Source organism: Rhizobium sp. YTUHZ044 (assembly GCF_051123975.1).
Classification (GTDB): domain Bacteria; phylum Pseudomonadota; class Alphaproteobacteria; order Rhizobiales; family Rhizobiaceae; genus Rhizobium.
The window spans coordinates 460667-480318 of sequence record NZ_CP101426.1 but is presented as its reverse complement, the minus strand read 5'-3'; the positions used below and the strand labels follow the sequence as shown (position 1 = coordinate 480318).

17 protein-coding genes are annotated in these 19652 nt (G+C 62.7%); 5 read left to right on the top strand and 12 right to left on the bottom strand.

The features are described 5' to 3' along the window. Positions 1-11: 11 nt before the first annotated feature. Positions 12-572, bottom strand: a complete 561-nt coding sequence (rsmD, locus tag NL154_RS02320; protein ID WP_221163520.1) for a 16S rRNA (guanine(966)-N(2))-methyltransferase RsmD — start codon at positions 570-572, stop codon at positions 12-14. Then, a complete protein-coding gene (locus tag NL154_RS02315; protein ID WP_221154353.1) occupies positions 553-2457 on the bottom strand; it encodes a pseudouridine synthase in 1905 nt (634 codons plus the stop codon). The genes rsmD and NL154_RS02315 overlap by 20 nt, the downstream gene beginning before the upstream one ends. Positions 2458-2547: 90 nt before the next feature. On the opposite strand from NL154_RS02315, the gene NL154_RS02310 reads away from it, so the two are divergent. Further along, positions 2548-2985 carry a nucleoside deaminase gene (locus NL154_RS02310; RefSeq protein ID WP_210631690.1) on the top strand — a complete coding sequence of 146 codons (438 nt, stop codon included), beginning with the start codon at positions 2548-2550 and terminating at the stop codon, positions 2983-2985. Positions 2986-3245: 260 nt separating this feature from the next. Here the strand turns inward: NL154_RS02310 and NL154_RS02305 are convergent, their stop codons facing one another. From NL154_RS02305 to NL154_RS02290, 4 genes are all read right to left on the bottom strand, one after another. After that, positions 3246-3875 (bottom strand): hypothetical protein, encoded by a 630-nt coding sequence (locus NL154_RS02305; RefSeq protein ID WP_210629036.1) that lies wholly within the window; start codon positions 3873-3875, stop codon positions 3246-3248. Between the two features lie 131 nt (positions 3876-4006). Further along, positions 4007-6913: an isoleucine--tRNA ligase gene (gene ileS / locus NL154_RS02300; protein WP_210629037.1), complete on the bottom strand. Its 2907-nt coding sequence runs from the start codon at positions 6911-6913 to the stop codon at positions 4007-4009. A gap of 283 nt (positions 6914-7196) precedes the next feature. Beyond that, the gene (locus tag NL154_RS02295; protein WP_434734131.1) at positions 7197-8180 is read right to left on the bottom strand and encodes a bifunctional riboflavin kinase/FAD synthetase; all 984 of its coding nucleotides are present in this window, start codon (positions 8178-8180) and stop codon (positions 7197-7199) included. Positions 8181-8194: 14 nt separating this feature from the next. Continuing rightward, positions 8195-9043, bottom strand: a complete 849-nt coding sequence (locus NL154_RS02290; RefSeq protein ID WP_210629038.1) for a TIGR01459 family HAD-type hydrolase — start codon at positions 9041-9043, stop codon at positions 8195-8197. Positions 9044-9393: 350 nt separating this feature from the next. Between NL154_RS02290 and groES the strand changes: the two genes are divergently transcribed. From groES to NL154_RS02275, 3 genes are all read left to right on the top strand, one after another. Continuing rightward, complete coding sequence (gene groES / locus NL154_RS02285) at positions 9394-9690, top strand: co-chaperone GroES (protein WP_004675403.1); 297 nt, start codon at positions 9394-9396, stop codon at positions 9688-9690. A 72-nt stretch (positions 9691-9762) separates the two neighbouring features. After that, positions 9763-11400, top strand: a complete 1638-nt coding sequence (gene groL / locus NL154_RS02280) for a chaperonin GroEL (RefSeq protein ID WP_088396568.1) — start codon at positions 9763-9765, stop codon at positions 11398-11400. Between the two features lie 681 nt (positions 11401-12081). Further along, a complete protein-coding gene (locus NL154_RS02275; RefSeq protein WP_210629039.1) occupies positions 12082-12528 on the top strand; it encodes a hypothetical protein in 447 nt (148 codons plus the stop codon). A 191-nt stretch (positions 12529-12719) separates the two neighbouring features. On the opposite strand, the gene NL154_RS02270 is transcribed toward NL154_RS02275, so the two are convergent. From NL154_RS02270 to NL154_RS02260, 3 genes are all read right to left on the bottom strand, one after another. After that, on the bottom strand, positions 12720-13628 hold the full coding sequence (locus tag NL154_RS02270; protein ID WP_221146703.1) for a sigma-70 family RNA polymerase sigma factor: 909 nt from the start codon (positions 13626-13628) through the stop codon (positions 12720-12722). Then, on the bottom strand, positions 13625-14368 hold the full coding sequence (locus tag NL154_RS02265) for an SDR family NAD(P)-dependent oxidoreductase (RefSeq protein ID WP_434733503.1): 744 nt from the start codon (positions 14366-14368) through the stop codon (positions 13625-13627). Before NL154_RS02265 ends, NL154_RS02270 begins: the two co-directional genes overlap by 4 nt. Before the next feature lie 403 nt (positions 14369-14771). Further along, the gene (locus tag NL154_RS02260) at positions 14772-15482 is read right to left on the bottom strand and encodes a glutathione binding-like protein (RefSeq protein WP_210629041.1); all 711 of its coding nucleotides are present in this window, start codon (positions 15480-15482) and stop codon (positions 14772-14774) included. A 203-nt stretch (positions 15483-15685) separates the two neighbouring features. Here NL154_RS02260 and NL154_RS02255 point away from each other — a divergent pair, with 203 nt between their 5' ends. Further along, complete coding sequence (locus NL154_RS02255; protein ID WP_210629042.1) at positions 15686-16129, top strand: DoxX family protein; 444 nt, start codon at positions 15686-15688, stop codon at positions 16127-16129. A gap of 78 nt (positions 16130-16207) precedes the next feature. Here the strand turns inward: NL154_RS02255 and hisG are convergent, their stop codons facing one another. Genes hisG through hisS form a run of 3 tightly spaced genes read right to left on the bottom strand, consistent with a single transcriptional unit; the run spans position 16208 to position 19596 of the window. Further along, the gene (gene hisG / locus NL154_RS02250) at positions 16208-16903 is read right to left on the bottom strand and encodes an ATP phosphoribosyltransferase (RefSeq protein ID WP_210629043.1); all 696 of its coding nucleotides are present in this window, start codon (positions 16901-16903) and stop codon (positions 16208-16210) included. Further along, a complete protein-coding gene (locus tag NL154_RS02245) occupies positions 16900-18021 on the bottom strand; it encodes an ATP phosphoribosyltransferase regulatory subunit (RefSeq protein ID WP_434733502.1) in 1122 nt (373 codons plus the stop codon). The genes hisG and NL154_RS02245 overlap by 4 nt, the downstream gene beginning before the upstream one ends. Before the next feature lie 51 nt (positions 18022-18072). After that, positions 18073-19596 (bottom strand): histidine--tRNA ligase, encoded by a 1524-nt coding sequence (gene hisS, locus NL154_RS02240; protein ID WP_434733501.1) that lies wholly within the window; start codon positions 19594-19596, stop codon positions 18073-18075. Positions 19597-19652 lie beyond the last annotated feature (56 nt).

Sequence of the window (19652 nt, the reverse complement as noted above, 5' to 3'; positions counted from 1 at the left end):
CGCCCCTGCGCCTATTGCGGCTGATATCGGAAGAAATGCACCCTCGTATCGCCAAAGATGCGGCTTTCGAGGAAAACATAGGAAGGGTGGACCGAAACGACAATGTCGGCGCGCTCTTCGAGCACCGCGATCGCCCCCGGCCGCAGCCAGCCGCCGATGGCGGCCGCCGCCATCGCCTTCTCGCCGAGGCCTTTGCCATAGGGCGGGTCGGCAAAGAGCACATCGAAAGGCTCGAGATTGCCGACGCTGCCGAGATTGGTCGCATCGCGGCGCAGGATGCGGGTGCGTCCGTGCAGGCCGAGCGCATCGATGTTTTCCCAGAGCAGCGCCCTGCCCTGGATGCTGTTTTCGACGAAGAGCGCGTGGCGACAGCCGCGCGAGACGGCTTCGAGGCCGACGGCGCCGGTGCCGGCGAAAAGATCGATGATCCGGGTGCCGTCGACGCATTCCGGATAGGCATGGCTCAATATATTGAACAGGCTCTCGCGTGTCCGGTCGGCGGTCGGCCGGATCTCGTTGGATTTTGGCACGGCGAGAGGCCGTCCGCGAAACTCACCGCCGACGATCCGCACCGCGCGTCATTCCCTTTCCTCGAGCACCACCTCTGGACGGACCGCCCGCGGGCCTGTCACCGCCCGGCCTTTCACCGCCTGGCTTGGCGCCCTTCGGTTTGCCGGAAAAATTCTTGGGTCCGCCGGACCCGGCGCCAAAGCTCTTGCCGCGCGGCTTATCGCCCGAAGGCTTGCCGCTCACAGCCTTGTCGCCGAACGACCGTTCGCCGCGCGGACGCTCGGAGCGACCCTCGCCGGCGAAGCTTCTGGCTGTCCGCGGGCGCTCGTCACCCTCCTCGCGCGGCTTGCGATCGCCACGCGGCTTGCCGGCGAAAGGTCGATCGCCCCGCGATGGACGATCGCCGAAGGGGCGGTCGCTGCGCGGACGCTCAGAACGGCCCTCGCCGGTGGAGACTCTGGCGGCACGAGGACGTTCGTCACCATCCGCACGGGGCTTGCGATCGCCGCGCGGCTTGTCGCCGAAAGGCCGGTCGCCGCGCGATGGGCGATCGCCGAAGCCGCGGTCTTCGCGAGCGGGACGATCCCCGAACGAGCGCTGGCGGCCGAAGCCTTCGACCTCATCCTTGCGGCGGGGCTGCTCGCTCGAACGGATCCATTCACCGTCCTCTTCCCGCACACGGTTGATCGGCGTGCGCGGGCGATCCTCGATGCGATCGAAAGCATTGGTCTTTGCCGCCGGCTGCTCGCCGCGCCGGCGCGCAGTCTGCGCATTCTTGGCGGCCTTGGCCGCCGCCTTCTCGCCGAGAGGCCGGGCGCCGGGCGCCATCCAGACATTGGCGCTGCGGCGCTGGCCGAGCGGCTGGGCGCGCTTCGGCTTGTCTTCATCCCTGCGGCCGCCGTCGCGGCGATCGTCGTCTCTGCGCCCGCCGTGGCGGTCGTCACGTTTGGTGTCGAGGCGGCTCAGCGCCCGCTCACGCTTGTCCTCCTGGCGCCGCGGCCGTTCGCGCTTTTCCGGCGCCGCCGGTGCCGCGGCCTGTTCCTCTTCCTCGGCGGCGACAGCCGGGGCGTTGTAGATCGGCGCGTCGAAATTCGCCTTGGCTTCCTCGATCAGGCGCGGGCCGAGCTGGTCACGCAATGTGCGGCCGCGCACCTCGACGACCTGGCCTTCCGGCAAATCGCCGAGCTGGAACGGCCCATAGGAAATGCGGATCAGACGGTTGACGTCGAGACCGAGAGCGCCGAGCACATTCTTGATTTCGCGGTTCTTGCCTTCGCGAAGGCCCATGGTGATCCAGACGTTTGAGCCCTGGGTGCGGTCGAGGGTTGCCTCGATCGATCCATAGAGCACGCCGTCAACGGCGATGCCGTCCTTCAACTTGTCGAGCGCTTCCTGATCGATCTCGCCATGCGCGCGGACGCGGTAGCGCCTCAACCAACCGGTCGCCGGCAGTTCGAGGGCGCGGGCGAGGCCGCCGTCATTGGTGAGCAGCAGCAGGCCTTCGGTGTTGATGTCGAGCCGGCCGATCGACATGACGCGCGGCAGCTCTTCCGGCAGGTTGTCGAAGACGGTCGGACGGCCTTCCGGATCGGCATTGGTGGTCACGAGGCCCGCCGGCTTGTGATAGAGCCAGAGCCTAGTGCGCTCGATGCCACGGATCGGTACACCGTCGACCTCGATGCGGTCGGCAAGTGTGACGTTGACGACGGGGGTTTCGAGAACCGTGCCGTTCAGCGTCACACGGCCTTCCATGATCATGCGCTCGATGTCGCGGCGGGAGGCGACGCCTGCGCGCGCCATCACCTTGGAAATGCGCTCGGCCTTGGTGTCGCTTTCGGCTTCGGCCGCCGCCGGGCGCGCGGCCGCGGCCTTCGGACCGGCTTTCGGCCTGATATCCCGTGAAAGGGGCTTTGCGCCCGGGCGTTTTGGCTTGTCTTTGGGTGTCATTTGCTGTTTGCCTGCCTTTTGGGCCTGTCTATCAGGTCACGCATCTGCGGTTAAGTGGAAATTCTTGCGATCGTGAAGACAAATCGTTTCATGGAGATGGCGCTTGAAGAAGCGCGCGCCGCAGGAGTACGCGGCGAGGTGCCGATCGGCGCGGTCGTCGTTGTCGACGATATCGCCGTTTCACGCTCGGGAAACCGCACGCGCGAACTCAAAGACGTCACCGCGCATGCCGAAATCGCCGCAATCCGGCTCGCCTGCGAGACGCTTGGGCAGGAGCGCCTTGTCGGCGCCGATCTCTATGTGACGCTCGAGCCTTGCACCATGTGCGCGGCAGCCATCTCGTTTGCGCGCATCCGCCGGCTCTATTACGGCGCCGAGGATCCGAAGGGCGGCGCCGTCGACAATGGCGTGCGATTCTATGCACAACCGACCTGCCATCACGCTCCCGAGGTCTATTCCGGCATCAACGAGGTGCAGTCGGCCGAGATCTTGCGGCGATTCTTTGTGGAACGGAGAGAGGCGCCGTAGTGCTCAGTGCCCGCCGCCATCTTCGGCTTTTGCGCTGATAGCTGCCCCTCACCCTAACCCTTTCCCCGCTCGCGGGGCGAGGGGACGTGCCCTGCGAGACGCTGGTGAGGAACGGAGACGGTGTGGCATGTCCGTTCGCCCCGCGAGCGGGGTCCGAAAGACGGGCGAGGCCCGTGGCTCGACGCCGGTCGGTGGCGGCAGCCGGATGAGGGGCTGCCATCACCGATCTCCTGCGGCGGCGCTAAGCGCTCGGAAAACCGCTACTGCAGGAAGTTCCACCACTGCTTGCCGGAATTGGCGATTGCCGCATCCTTCTTGCGCTTCTTCTGCTTCTTGAGCTCGGGCTCGCCGACGTCGTCGAGCTTTGCCGGGTCGTCGACGGTACGGTAACCGGGCGGCGGATCGGAAATATAGCGGCGCTGATCGAGGTATGAGCCCTTCTGCAGGGCGCGGGCCTCGCGATAGGCCTGGGTCTGGGCTTCGGTCGTGCGCCGGCCGCCTTCGATGGCGGAGCTCGCCAGCGGCGAGCGGTAATTCGGGTTGTCCGAATTGGCGTCAGCCTCGGAAACGAGGCGGGCGCGGGTCTCCTCCGGCGATTCAAGCCATTGCGGATTGTCCTTGTTGGCCACCGTCGGCTGCGGCGCGATAAGGGTCTCGCGCTGCCCCTCAGCCGGCAGCACCAGCGTCGGACGCGGCGTATATTTGACGCCCTTGTTCTTCGGGTCGGGCCCGGTCAGCGACACGGACTGGCCGAGATCGTCGGTCAGCTGCTCCATGGCCGTCTTGTCGGTGCCGTAGGTCGGGCTGCTGGCGCAGCCGGACACCAGGGAGCATCCCACCATGACAACAGACAGGCAGGCGCCTACACGGAACCAATGCGTTGCGAACATGAAAACCCTTCCAGCCACCGGTGCAATCGTCGCCCTACCGGACAACCGTCCCCCTGACGCAAAAATCCGGCCATTTTCAGGCAGCTTTTACCGGATGAACGCCTCGAAGGCAATTCACCCGGCAAATATCTTCAGGCGCGGATGCCGAGTTCGCGCAATGCGGCGGCGTCGCGCGCCGAGACGTCGGGATACTCCGGATCGGAACCGACATCGGTGGTGATGCGCCAGGAACGCGCGCATTTGACGCCTTCGGCAAGCCTCGGCACGACGGCAACATCAGGCACCTCGGCAAGACGGAAAGCGTCAGCCGGGCCGGCATCCGTCTTGATCGTGATGCCAGAGGTGATGCAGACTTCGCTGAAGTCCTGGCCCTCGAGCGCCTTGCAAAGCGCCGCGTCGGCGACATGCACGACCGGAGCCGCCTCGAGCGAGGAACCGATGCGCTTGTCCTTGCGCTCGATTTCGAGCGCGCCGGTCACGACGCTGCGGATTGCGCGGATCTTTCTCCACTTCTCGGCCAACGCATCGTTGCGCCATTCCTTTGCGACCGGAGCGAACTGCTCCAGATGCACCGAGATGGCCGAGGGATTGCGCGAGAGCCATGCCTCTTCCATGGTGAAGGGCAGCATCGGCGCAAGCCAGGTCACCACGCAATCGAAAATCATGCGGATGACATAAAGCGCCGAGCGGCGGCGAAGGCTGGAGGGCGCATCGCAATAGAGCGCATCCTTGCGAACGTCGAAGTAGAAGGCCGAGAGCTCGACATTGGCAAAGTCGATCAATGCGCGGGCGATCTTCTTGAAGTCGAAGGCATCATAGTTCTCGCGCACGAGTTGGTCGAGCTCGGAGAGACGGTGCAGCATCAGTTGCTCCAGCTCCGGCAGATCGGCAAGCGCAATGACCTCGCCCTTGTCGTGGGCGAGCGTGCCGAGCATCCAGCGGATGGTGTTGCGCAGTTTGCGATAGGCGTCGACATTGGTCTGGATGATCGTCTTGCCGACGCGGAGATCATCGGCATAGTCCGAGGTCATCACCCAGAGACGCAGGATATCGGCGCCGGCATCCTTCATCACTTCCTGCGGGGCGGTGACGTTGCCCTTCGACTTCGACATCTTCTCGCCCTTCTCGTCCATGGTGAAACCATGGGTGAGGACGGCGTTATAGGGCGCGCGGCCGCGGGTGGCGGCCGATTCCAGGAGCGAGGAATGGAACCAGCCGCGATGCTGATCAGACCCTTCGAGATAAAGGTCGGCCGGCCATTTCAGGTCGGGGCGGTCTTCCAGTGTGAAGGTGTGCGTCGAGCCGGAGTCGAACCAGACGTCGAGGATATCCATGACCTGCGTCCACTTGGCCGGATCATGCTCGTTGCCGAGGAAGCGCTCCTTGGCGCCTTCGGCGAACCAGGCGTCTGCGCCCTCTGCGTCGAAGGCATTGAGGATGCGCTGGTTGACGGCCTCGTCCTTCAGGACTTCGCCCTGCTCATTCACGAAGACGCAGATCGGCACGCCCCACGCTCTTTGACGGGAAAGCACCCAGTCCGGGCGCTGCTCGATCATCGCGCGCAGACGGTTCTGGCCAGCGGCCGGCACGAAGCGGGTGTCATCGATCGCGCTCAGCGCCCGATTGCGCAGCGTCGTCCCATCCGACAGCGTCTTGTCCATATAGACGAACCACTGCGGCGTGTTGCGGAAGATCACCGGTTTTTTGGAGCGCCAGGAATGCGGATATTGGTGCTTCAGACGGCCGCGGGCAAAGAGCGCGTTCCGATCGATCAGCGCCTTGATGACGCGATCATTGGCATCGCCCTTCTTGCCGTTGTCGTCGATCACGCGTGCGCCTTCCAGACCGGGGGCATCGGCCGTGTAGAAGCCGCCGTCGTCGACCGGAAACGGGATCTTGGTCTCGATGCCGCGCGCCTCGATCTCACGGGCATGCGCCATCCAGACGTCAAAGTCTTCGCGGCCGTGGCTCGGCGCCGTGTGCACGAAACCGGTACCGGCATCGTCAGTGACATGATCGCCCTCGAGCAGCGGGACTTCGAACTCGTAACCGCCGTCGAGGCCTCTAAGCGGATGCGCGCAGGTGATGCCGGCGAGATCGGCAGCCGTGACGTCGGCGAGACGCTTGTACTGCAGCTTTGCCTTGGCAAAAGATTCTTCAGCCAGCTTGTCGGCGAAGATCAACCTTTCACCCGGGCGCGGGCCGAAATCGTTCTCGGCGGCCGTGACTTCGTAAAGGCCGTAGGCGACACGTGAGGAATAGGCGATCGCGCGGTTGCCGGGGATCGTCCAGGGCGTGGTCGTCCAGATGACGACGAAGGCATCCTTGAGGCTCTCCGAGCCCTTCGCGACCGGGAACTTCACCCAGATCGTGTCGCTTTCATAATCGTGGTATTCGACCTCGGCTTCGGCAAGCGCGGTGCGCTCGACGACCGACCACATGATCGGCTTGGAGCCGCGGTAGAGCTGGCCGCTTGCGGCGATCTTCAGCAGTTCACCGGCGATACGGCTTTCCGCATGGAAGTTCATCGTCAGATACGGGTTTTCGAAGTCGCCGACGATGCCGAGGCGCTGGAACTCGTCGCCCTGGACCTTGATCCACTTCTCGGCATAGGCGCGGCACTCGCGGCGGAACCCGATCATCGCCGCCGGCTCGCTCAGGTCGGGCTTGGCCTTGCCCTTGGCGCGATAGTTCTCCTCCTCGATCTTCCATTCGATCGGCAGGCCGTGGCAATCCCAGCCGGGCACGTAGTTGGCGTCATAGCCGCGCATCTGGAACGAACGGTTGATGACGTCCTTGAGGATCTTGTTCAGCGCATGGCCGATATGGATGTTGCCATTGGCGTAGGGCGGGCCGTCGTGCAGGACGAATTTCTCGCGGCCGGCGGCGGAGGCGCGCAGTTTCTTGTAGAGATCCATCTGCTGCCAGCGGGCAACGAGCTCCGGCTCCTTCTGCGGCAGACCGGCGCGCATCGGGAAATCGGTTTCGGGCAAATAGAGGGTCTTCGAGTAATCGATCTTTTCGGCGGTTTCGGTCATGTTCGACAATCGTTTTTGGCGGCCCAGGGAGGGGCGCAACGGACGTGAAAATAGGTGGCGGCGGAAGCGCCTGCTCGCAAGCGCCAAAAACCCGGACCTCCCGGCCGCTTAGCGCGCGCGGAAGGCCGGGCCGATAATTCGTATCGTGGTCGCCAGCCGAAATTTCGTCATAGCGCCGGTTCATAGGCGTTTTTGCCGGGAAAAGGAAGAGAAGAAATCGCAGGCCTGGCAACCCAGGTCAGGGCCGATTCCACCATGCGGAATATCCCGAGCCGTGACGAACTCAGGCGAAACACAGTTTCCGATCAAGTTCGCCGAGCGGCACGACGCCCGCCAGCAGCGCCCTCGCCTCCTCCTCGTCGCGTTTGATCTGGGCGACGAGCGCATCGAGGCCGTCGAATTTCAGCTCGGGCCTGATATAGCCGAAGAAGGAGACGGCGCAGCGCTGGCCGTAGAGATCGCCGCTGAAATCGAAGAGATAGGTTTCGAGCAGCGGCGCGCCGTTTTCCGTGACGGTCGGCCGGCGGCCATAGCTGGCGACGGCATCGTGGAGCATTCCGTCCTGGCGGCGGAAGCGGACGGCGTAGATGCCGGCGGCGAGTTCGGCCTCGGGCGGCAGGCGCATGTTGGCGGTGGGAAAACCGAGCTGGCGGCCGAGCTTTTCGCCGTCGATCACCTCGGCTTCGACAGTGTAGCGGTAGCCCAGCATGCCGGCCGCTTCGCTGACATTGCCGTCCTTCAGGAGCGCCCGGATGTGGCTCGAAGAGACGACGTCGGCGTTCTCGTCGCGGAAGGCATCGATCAGAGTGACGCCGAAACCATAGGTCTGGCCGGCATTCATCAGAAAGGCAGGACCACCTTCGCGACCGCGACCGAAATGGAAATCGAAGCCGGTGACGACCTCGGAGGCGTCGAGCCAATCCTTCAGGATCGAATGGATGAAATCGTCGGCCGAGCGCTGCGAAAATTCATAGTCGAAGGGATATTCGATGACCGCATTGAAACCAAGGGTTTCCAGGATGCGGGCCTTGAGCGGCGCGGGCGTCAGACGGAAGACCGGTGTCTGCGGCCGGAACACCGTGCGCGGATGCGGCTCGAAGGTCAGCACCAGGGCAGGAATGCCGCGCGCCTTGGCGATTTCGAGCGCACGGTTCAGCACCGACTGATGGCCGCGATGCACGCCGTCGAAATTGCCGATGGCGATCACCCCGCCCTTGAGATGGGCGGGCAAGGGTTCGCGGGTTTCATTGCGGTGGAAGACGGTCATCGGCTGGCTTCTCTTCATGCAAGACGCGGCATCCACCACTTCGGCGCCGCCTTCTCCCGATCGAGATAGGCGTTGAGGATCGCTTCGTCGGTCTCGCCGTTCAAGGTGTATTCCTTCGCGTGAATACCGCCGCTGATGTAGAGAAGATCGAGACCGAAATTCAAGGCGCCGCGCACATCCGTCGGCATGCCGTCTCCGATCGCCAGCACGCGGTCAATGGAAAAATCGCCGCGAAGCTCGCGGGCGGCCGCAAGCGTCGCTTCGTAGATCGGCTGGTGCGGCTTGCCGGCAATGCGCGTTTTGCCGCCTAATTGCTCGTAATAGGCGGCCATGGCGCCGGCGCAGGGGATGATGCGATGGCCACGTTCGACGACGAGGTCGGGATTGGCGCAGATCATCGGCACGTCGCGTGCCTGAAAATCCAGAAGCATGTCGGTGTAATCCTCGGGCTTCTCCGTCTCGTCGTCGAAAAAGCCGGTGCAGACGAGCGATTGCGCTTCGCCCGCCGGCCGACGTTCGACGCCAATGCCTTCGAGAAGCGCCTTGTCGCGCTCGGGGCCGAGCAGAAAGACCGTCTTCGGCCCTTCTGAAATCAGCCCGCGAGTGACGTCGCCCGAGGTGACGATCCGGTCATAGGCGCTGTCGGGGACTCCGATATGGCGCAACTGCTCAACCACCTGCCAGGAAAGGCGCGGCGAATTGGTGATGAGGACGACGGCGACGCCGCTCTCACGCGCGGCTTGAAGGGCGGCGGCGGCCTTCGGAAACGGATCGACGCCGTTGTGAACCACCCCCCAGACGTCGCAGAGCACCACGTCGTAATGCGCCGATATCTGCGAGAAGTTTTCTATCCGCCTGGCCATGCCGATTTCCCGATTTGCTTCAGTCACCGGTGACATTGCAAAGGCGCAAGGCGATGGCAAGGCATTTTCTTCACCTTGGCAGACAAGAGCGCCGGCAATCCCGGCCAGAGCGAATGGCAAGGTCGGGCGACGTTGCCGAACGCAACGGTTAGAGAACATTTCAACGACAATCTCCGATAATTCACCGCCTCTTCACAATTCCGGCACAAAAATTCGTGATTGCTCTCATTGACTCCTCTCGGAGCCATCCCTAAATGCTCGAGCGCTAGCACTCACCTTAGAGGAGTGCTAACACTTATCCATGTGGACCGCTCCGGTCCGCGAATGTCATTCGATCGAGGGATTAGACAATGGCAAGCACCAATTTCCGTCCGCTTCACGACCGCGTCGTCGTTCGTCGCGTCGAGTCCGAAGAGAAGACCAAGGGCGGCATCATCATTCCCGACACCGCCAAGGAAAAGCCGCAGGAAGGCGAAATCGTCGCCGTCGGCTCCGGCGCACGTGACGAGTCCGGCAAGGTCGTGGCTCTCGACGTCAAGGCTGGCGACCGCGTTCTGTTCGGCAAGTGGTCCGGCACTGAAGTCAAGATCAACGGCGAAGACCTTCTGATCATGAAGGAAGCCGACATCATGGGCATCATCGGCTGATCGGCCGATCCGCTTTCCCGAAATGGCTGACGGGCGTTTCGCCCGAACAAATCGAATTCAGGAGTCACAAACATGGCAGCTAAAGAAATCAAGTTTGGCCGCACCGCGCGCGAAAAGATGCTGCGCGGCGTCGACATTCTCGCCGATGCAGTGAAGGTCACGCTCGGCCCGAAGGGTCGTAACGTCATCATCGACAAGTCGTTCGGCGCTCCGCGCATCACCAAGGACGGCGTTTCCGTCGCCAAGGAAATCGAACTCGAAGACAAGTTCGAAAACATGGGCGCCCAGATGGTCCGCGAAGTCGCTTCGAAGACCAACGACATCGCCGGCGACGGCACCACGACTGCAACCGTTCTTGCCCAGGCGATCGTTCGCGAAGGCGCCAAGGCCGTTGCCGCCGGCATGAACCCGATGGACCTGAAGCGCGGCATCGATCTCGCCGTTGCTGAAGTCGTCAAGGATCTCCAGGCCAAGGCCAAGAAGATCAACACTTCGGAGGAAGTCGCCCAAGTCGGCACGATCTCCGCAAACGGCGAACGTCAGGTCGGTCTCGACATTGCCGAAGCCATGCAGAAGGTCGGCAACGAAGGCGTCATCACGGTTGAAGAAGCCAAGACCGCCGAAACCGAACTCGAAGTCGTCGAAGGCATGCAGTTCGACCGCGGCTATCTCAGCCCCTACTTCGTCACCAACCCGGAAAAGATGGTCGCCGACCTCGAAGACGTCTTCATTCTCCTCCACGAGAAGAAGCTCTCGAACCTGCAGTCGATGCTCCCGGTTCTCGAAGCCGTCGTCCAGACCGGCAAGCCGCTCCTCATCATCGCTGAAGACGTCGAAGGCGAAGCCCTTGCAACGCTCGTCGTCAACAAGCTGCGCGGCGGCCTGAAGATTGCTGCCGTCAAGGCGCCTGGCTTCGGCGACCGCCGCAAGGCCATGCTCGAAGACATCGCCATCCTGACCGGCGGCACCGTCATCTCCGAGGACCTCGGCATCAAGCTCGAAAGCGTCACGCTCGACATGCTCGGCCGTGCCAAGAAGGTTTCGATCTCCAAGGAAAACACCACGATCGTCGACGGTTCGGGCGCCAAGTCCGACATCGAAGGCCGTGTTGCCCAGATCAAGGCGCAGATCGAAGAAACCACCTCCGACTACGACCGCGAGAAGCTGCAGGAACGCCTTGCCAAGCTCGCTGGTGGCGTTGCCGTCATCCGCGTCGGTGGCTCGACCGAAGTCGAAGTCAAGGAGAAGAAGGACCGCATCGACGACGCCCTCAACGCGACGCGCGCTGCCGTTCAGGAAGGCATCGTACCGGGCGGCGGCGTTGCCCTGCTCCGTTCTTCCGTCAAGATCTCCGCCAAGGGCGTCAACGACGACCAGGAAGCCGGCATCAACATAGTTCGTCGCGCTCTGCAGGCTCCGGCCCGCCAGATCGCTGAGAACGCTGGTGACGAAGCTTCGATTGTCGTTGGCAAGATCCTCGACAAGGATCAGGACAACTACGGCTACAACGCCCAGACCGGCGAATATGGCGACATGATCGGCATGGGCATCATCGACCCTGTCAAGGTCGTTCGCACCGCCCTGCAGGATGCCGCTTCCGTCGCATCGCTGCTGATCACCACCGAAGCCATGATCGCCGAGCTGCCGAAGAAGGACGCTCCGGCTATGCCGGGCGGCATGGGCGGCATGGGCGGTATGGACATGATGTGATAGGCCTCCGGCCTGTCACAACATCGTCCATGAAACCGCCCATCATTCAAAATGGTTCAGCGCGTAAAGCGCGCTGAACTGGCGGTATGGACATGATGTGATAGGCGAAAGCCGTCACTGAAATCCATTCCGGCACATCCGGAACAGGAAGGGCGGCCCTCGGGTCGCCCTTTTCTTTTCGCCAAAAATGATTCGATCCGTTGCGCGCTATTTTATGCTGCGCAGTGCGTCCGCGCTCGCGAAGCTTTCGTCAGGCTTATGTCGCCGCTCATTTCCTATGCGCGGGAGATTGCTTACGGGGGGCAGGCTTTCTCCCGCAAGCGCAGCGAAACGGGTCGAAAAGCGCTGAAACTGATCACTTCTGGCCGAAGACGCGGGGATGCCGACATTTCCCGCAACTGATGCCGATCCGAACAGCCCTTAAAAAGCCGTTGCCGTTTGTGCAAAAGCTCCTATAAATCCGCGCTGCAATTGATGCGCGCCCGGCGATGATTTTCGCCATCAGACGAGCGCGAGAAGGCGATGCCATAGTTGCGTACTCGAGAGGCTCCGGTCCGGAGACTCGAACGGCCGCAACGATCGCCGGTGTAGGCGCGGGCATTATGCCCCTGTCCCATGATCCTGTTTCTTTGTGTTTGCCGAGCGTGCGGCGTCGGAGCCGCATCCGAACTGGGGAACGCCTTGTTTAAGATCGCCAAAGCCAATGCAGCCGTGCCCTTGATGACCGGCTCCCTGAACGACAATCATCAAAATCACCAGATGCTTGCTCAGCTGTCAGTTTCCGAAAGCTGGACCGGAGATTTTTCGACCGGCCTGATCCGTCTCGGCAAATGGAGCGCGATGCTGCACGGCATCTCCGCCGATGAATGCGGCCTGCTGAACCTGATCCGCTGCTACGATACCAAGGATCGCAGCCACGTGCTGGAGCTGTTCGAGCAGGCGGCGACGCACTGCTCCTCTTTCTGTTTTTCGACGACGATCATCACGCGGAACGGTTTCCGTCAGCCGCTGTTCTGCATGGGGGAGTCGAGCGGGCTCGAGGAGAAATACAGCGGCCGCATGGCCGGCGTCTTCATCTTTCCGCGCTTCAAGCTGCAAGACGCAACCCAGATCACAAGCTGGCAGTGAAGACCGGCGACGCGAGATAAAGGCCGCCTCAGGGCTCAGCCACTAACGTAAAACGTGGAATCGCTAAATTTGCGGTTCCCTAAGCCTATCGCGTGAACCTAACTTCACGTGGCAGGCTTTCGGGCATTGGCTTCTGATTTGGTATTCGGCGCATAGCGGGCCGCGAGAAAGCTCGTCTCGACCAGTATCGGTCACCGCGATGCGGCCGGCATGACATCAGCACCATCCATGACATAGGTCGCGTAGCGATGGTCGCGGATCAGGCTTATCTTTTGCCCGCGCCATTCGAGCAGCATGAAATAGGAAGGACCGCCCGACGGTTCGGCCGATACCAGCAATATTTCCCGGCCTTCCAGCCAGGCCGGTTCGAGCCTGACCGGCGGATATTGGGCATAGTAGGTGAAGAACCGACCGACGTCGGCGGCACCCGAGATTTCCGGCCGTCGCGCCTGGCGAAGCCGAACGTCATCGGCCAGCAAGCGACGCAGCGCGTCCCAATCTTGGGCGTTGAAGAGCGCTGCAAAGTTCTGGGCCTCGGGACTTGGCGACGGCGCGACCTCAGACCGCACGTCGGAGATCGCGCGCAATCGCGTCCTACCGCGCGACAGATGGGCCTTGACGGCATCGACACTCAGTTCCAGCAGCGCTGCGATATCCGCAAGCGACTCTCCCAGCACATCCTTGAGGATCACCGCGCTGCGTTGCGGCACCGGCAATTCTGCAAAATGACCCAGGGCGATACTCACCGTGTCCCGCCGGATCAGCGCGTCCTCCGGGCCGACGGCGCTGATATCGGCCAGATCAAAGGCCATCTCAAGCGGCTCCGACCGGCGCGTACTGCGCTGGCGCAGGGCATCTATGGCTCGATTGTGGACGATGCGAAACAGCCACGGTCGCAGCCGCGTGCCCGGTGGGATCGAGCCGGCCGTCGCAAATACCCTGACAAACGCGTCCTGAATCACGTCCTCGCCGTCGATCACCGAACCCACCAGACGAGCAGCATAACGATGCAGTTGGGGGCGAAGCGCGTCCGCTTCCCTGGCCAGGTCTTCGAGCAGAGTTTTCCTCTCTTCGGCCCCGAGAGCTGGGTCTTTCGTCATTCGATGACCGTCACACCCGTATCACCACGCACGGCATAGACCATGGCCTCGGCGAGGCCGGAATCGCCGATCAGTTCGGCGACCGTATCACCGAAAGTCCGCGGCGTCATGTCCGGCCAGGTGGCGGCCTGCTCGGCAAATGTCCGACCCGCCTTCGCAGCATAGGCCCCAATTCCGGTATCGCCCACACCAGTTCCAACGAACATCTGCCGGGGAACGATGACCCGGAACCGCAAGCCCAGGCCGAGTTCGGCCGACAAGTCTTCGGCATATTTTGCAATGAACCACTGCGCGCGCTTGGCGCCGGCATAACCTCCCGATAGCGGCGACCCCTGCACGGCGGCTCCGCTGGAGACCAGGACGACGAGCCCGCCCGGCGCCATTGGCAAAGTCAGGGCAGCCTGTACCCATTGCAGCGCGGCCTTGACGTCCACATTCCAGTTGGTCGTGAATGCCTCCCAGCCAATGCGGTCGATCCGTTCCATGGACGGTTTCGCACCGGCATTCATGATGACAACATCAGGTCGCGTCTGCTCCATGATCCGCCACGCCGCGTCGGCATCGGTCGCATCGGCGGATATGGCGGTGACGGCCGGTTGCTTAGCCGGCCGCTGCTCAGCCGTCGCGTCTCGGGCGACCACGGTGACTTCGGCCGCGCGAGCAACGAATGCCTCGGCGAGCCCACTCCCCAAGCCGCGGCTCCCGCCGACGACCACGATTCGCTTTCCTTCCAGATCCATTTCTCAGTCCTTAGTCGGGTTGGTTTCGACCGCTCGACGACGGTCGCAACAACGACGCTTCAAGGAGGTGAAAAGAGTCATCGCCATCTGCGATTTGTGGAAGCCGGCGTCAAAAAAGCCTGACTCCGACCGAATGCCGCCGGGATTGCGGTCGTCAGCCGAAGCGGATCGCGTCCTTGATACGGGGTTTGCCGGTTTCCAGTCGGACTACCGCGCCGAACCTCCACATCTGCGGCGATCGCGAAGTTCGGGCGATGCGGGTTCTTGCAAAAGCTGACGTTCACTCCCCGGGAGAGAGAGGCAATCGAAGCCGCGTTGAGTGTCCGAAATCTCCAGCTTGAGTAATACCCCCTTAGTGGCTGGGCCTCAGGGCGGCCTTTTGCATTTTCCGGCGGATCGTCCGTTACTCCGGTTTGACCGGAATGTTGAGGCCTCTGGCGCTTGCCGGGCGGGCGATGCAGCGCTCCAGCCAATCCGAGACTGCGGGGAATTTCGCATAGTCGAGAATCTCACGGCCGCCATAGAAGATGTCGGCGCCGCGGACCCAGGTGAAGGTGGTGATGTCGGCGATCGTATATTGATCGCCCATGATCCACTGACGGCCCTGCAACCGGCCTTCGAGCACGCCGAGCAGGCGTTTGGATTCATCGCGGTAACGCTCCACCGGATAGGAATTATTGGCGACCTTGTCGGCGGCGAATTTGTGGAAATGGCCGAACTGGCCGAGCATCGGACCTATTCCGGCCATCTGGAAAAACACCCACTGGATGCATTCATAGCGGCCGGCGGCATCGGCGGGGATGAGCTTGCCGGTCTTTTCGGCGAGGTAGAGCAGGATGGCGCCGGATTCGAACAGGCCGATCGGCTTTCCCCCAGGCCCGTCCGGATCGATGATCGCCGGAATGCGGCCGTTCGGGTTCAGGGATTCGAATTCCGGCGACTTCTGCTCGTTTGCGGCAAAGGAAATATAATGCGGCTCATAGGGGAGCCCAAGTTCTTCGAGGGCGACCGATACCTTCACCCCGTTCGGCGTCTGCAGGGAATAGAGCTGGATGATATCGGGATTTTTCGCCGGCCAGCGCGTGGTGATCGGAAATGCGGAAAGATCTGCCATAGGGGACTCCATGTTTGGCGGCGACCATAGAAGACGATGCTCCAGAAAAGCAAGCGACGGCATCGTTCCATATTATTGAACGAAGCGTCTGCTTCCGTTTATCTTTCCATAACGGCAGAAAAAGGCGACATAGAACGCATCAGAGGTCCAACAGGTGCCGGGGCACCAAGATCTCCAGAGCCATTCAAACGGAGACAATGTCCATGTCGAACGCCAACAATGTCATCATCCTGATCGCCCGGATCCTTCTTTCCTTCATGTTCATCTTTGCCGGCTTCGGCAAGGTCACCGATCCGGCTTCCACTGCCGGCATGATCGCCGGCGCCGGCCTTCCGGCCTCCACCGCGCTCACCTATCTCGCCGGTCTCTTCGAACTCGCAACCGGCATTGCCGTGCTCGTCGGTTTCCAGGTCCGCATCGTCGGCTGGCTGCTTGCCGTCTTCTGCGTCTTCACCGGCGTGGTCTTCCATCTTGCGCCAGTCAACGTTCCCGATTTCCCGGCCGCCGCCAACGGCTGGATTAACGGCCTGAACTTCGTCAACTTCCTGAAGAACATCACGCTCGCCGGCGCCTATATCATGCTCGCAACCAATGGCGCAGGCGCCTACTCGCTCGACGCCCGCCGCGGTGCCTACGCAGCCGCCTGATAGCAGTTGATATCCTCCCAAAAATGCAAAACCCGCCGTCATCCGACGGCGGGTCATTTTATGCCTTGATGACCGGGATCAGAGGGCGGCGCGCACCGCCTCGATGATCGCCTGCACCGCCGGCTCGCCCGCATGGCTCTCCTTGCGGGCGCGCACGAGGCAAGCCTCTGAATGCAGGATGATGCCGTCCTGGAGCACCTTCAGATGATTGGCGCGCAGCGTCGAGCCGGTGGAAGTGATATCGACGATGATATCGGCCGAGCCGGAGGCGGGAGCGCCTTCGGTCGCGCCCAGGCTTTCAACGATGCGATAAAGCTGAATGCCGTGCTGGCTCGAAAAGAACTGCTGGGTCAGGCGCCAATACTTGGTGGCGATGGCAAGGCGCCGACCGTGGCGGGCGCGGAAATCGGCGGCGACATCGCCGAGATCGGCCATGCTGTCGACATCGAGCCAAATCTCGGGCACCGCGACGACGACATCGGCATGGCCGAAGCCAAGCCGGGCGCAGAATTCGACGCGCTTGTCGGCCTCGGCAAAGCCTTCCCGCATCAGATCCTCGCCGGTGACGCCGAAATCGACGGTGCCGTTGCCGAGCTCGCGGGAGATTTCCGACGCCGACAGGAAGGTGATCTCGATATCGTCCCAGCCTTCGACGCGGCCGCGATAGGAGCGGTCGTTGCCAACCGCCGAGATCGGCAGGCCGGCCCGCTCGAAGATCGCCGAAGCGTCGTCCTTCATCCGGCCCTTGGAGGGAAGCGCGATGGTGATCGTCATGCGGCTGCCCTTTCGGTTTCGATGCGGTCGAGCCAGAAGGAGAAGCCGACGGCCGGAATGCGGTCCGTCGCGCCGAGGAAGGTCAACAGCCGGTCGAAGCGGCCGCCGCCGGCCAGGACCGCGCTCGAGCCTTCCACCGTCACCTCGAAGACGAGGCCGGTGTAATAATCGAGCGGACGCCCGAAAGCGGCGCGGTAATCCAGGCAGGACAGGTCGACGCCGGCATCGGCAAGGGCGGCGACGCGGCCGTTGAAGCGCGACAGCGCATTGCCGAGCTTCAGGCCGGCAGCGTCGGCAAAGCCGGCAAGTGCTGCGGACGCATTGACGAGCGGCACGTGCAGAGACAGGAACTCTTGCAGCACATGGAAGGCCGCATCGTCGAGACGCGTCTCGGACAGGATGAGCTTTTCCTTGAGCCGCCGGGCGATCTCCAGCGGCGAGCGGCTGGCATTTGAGGAATAACCGGTCGCCTGCATCTCGTGCTCGATATGGGCGACCAGCGCCTGCTCGTCACCTGACACAACAAGCCTGGCGATATCGTCGTCAAGGCCGGTGACGAATTGCGGGCTGACGAGGCTTGCCAGCAAGGCTTCCAGCTGCGTCATATTGCCGAAAGCGTGGATCAGGCGCTTCTGCCAGCCGAGCGGCAGGCCGAGCGCCTGAACGACCGCTTCGAACACCGCCTGATCGCCCAACGTCACGGCTAAGCGCCGGCCCGGCAGCAGGCGGGCGAGAATGCCTGTGGCGTCACCAATGGCGCGGGCATCGGCGCCAGGTATGTTGATGTCGCCGAGATCCTCGATGCCGGCCTGGTAGAATTCATTGGCGCCTTCGCGGCGCTGGCGGAAGACTTCGCCGAGGTAGGCGTAACGCTTCGGCGTGCCGGTTGCCGTCTCGATGTGGCGCAGACAGACGGGGATGGTGAATTCGGGACGCAGGCAGAGGCTGGCGCCGGTTTCGCTTTCCGTCATGAAGATACGGCGGCGAAGATCCTCGCCGGCGATATCGAGGAACGGCTCGGCCGGCTGTATGACCGGCGTATCGATGCGCTCGGAATTTCGCGAAGCGAATTCGGCAAGCAGGTCGTTGGAGAATTCCGGGAGGTTGATCAGGGGCATGCTGCGCTCCGAACAACAGGCGAAGGGCGTGCCGGAAGGCACGTATATGTCTCAGACATCACCGCCAGCCCTCTTCCGATCCTCCGCCTGCGCGGCAAGGATTTCCCTCACCTTGGCGACGAGATCGGCTTCCATAACCGTCTCCTGCGCCACGCGGGCTTCGCGCCAGCTGGCATTGTCCTCGATCTCGCCGGAAAGGCGCTTGCCCTCGATCAGATCCTTGATCTGCACGACGCCTTCAGCGCGCTCGTCGCCGCCCTGGATGATGGCGATGGGGCAGCCGCGGCGGTCGGCATATTTCAGCTGGTTGCCGAATTTCTTCCAGTTGCCCTGGAACATCTCGGCGCGAATACCGGCCGCGCGCAATTGCTGCGTCATCTTCTGGTAGCGGCCCATCGCCTCGACATCGCCGTCCATGACGGTGACCAGCACCGGCTCGATCACTTCGCTGGCGCCAAGCTTGCCGAGGTTCTTCAGCGCCGTCATCAGCCTGGAGACGCCGATCGAAAAGCCGGTTGCCGGAACCGGCTGGCCCATGAAGCGGGAGACGAGGCCGTCATAACGACCACCGCCGCCGACCGAGCCGAAAACGACCTTGTCGCCCTTCTCGTTGGTGACGTCGAAGAGAAGCTCGGCCTCATAGACCGGGCCGGTATAATATTCGAGGCCGCGCACGACGGAAGGGTCGATCTTGATTCGATCGGAGCCGTAGCCGGCGCTCGTGACGAGCGCACCGATGAAATTCAGCTCCTCGACGCCTTCGCCGCCCCTCGACGTTCCGGCGACGAGTCCGGCGAGGCGTGCGGCGCTTTCGGCGTAATCCTTGATGCCGACGAAGAACAGAACCTTGTCGATCTGTTCCTGGTTGAGCCCGGCGCCCTTGGTGAAATCGCCGGATTCATCCTTGCGGCCGGGACCGAGGAGTAGCGAGACGCCTTCCGGGCCGAACTTGTCGAGCTTGTCAATGGCGCGCAGCACGTTGAGGCGCTGGCCGGCCTTGTCGCCGCCGCCGAGGCCGATCGCCTCCAAGACCCCATCCAGAACCTTGCGGTTGTTGACGCGGATGACATAGTCACCGCGCTTGATGCCGAGCGCCTCGAGCGTATCGGCCATCATCATGCACATTTCGGCATCGGCCTGGACGCCCGGCGCGCCGACGGTATCGGCGTCGAACTGCATGAACTGGCGGAAACGGCCGGGGCCCGGCTTCTCGTTGCGGAAGACGTAGCCGGCGCGATAGGTGCGGTAGGGCAGCTGGATCTCGTTGAAATTCTCGGCGACATGGCGGGCAAGCGGCGCCGTCAGGTCGTAACGCAGCGACATCCATTGCTCGTCGTCGTCCTGCAGCGAGAAGACGCCCTCGTTCGGCCGGTCGCTATCGGGCAGGAACTTGCCGAGCGCATCGGTATATTCGAACAGCGGCGTTTCGACAGGATCGAAACCATAATGCTCATAGACTTCCCGGATCTTTGCCGTCATCTCGTTGACGGCGCGGATATCGTCGGCCGTCCGGTCGACGAAGCCGCGCGGCAGGCGGGCCTTGAGCTTTTGCGGTTTCTTCTGCTTGTCGTTCATTTCCGGGAATTCCGCTGACTGTGACAGTGGCGGTGTCCTAGCGGATTGGGCGGGGA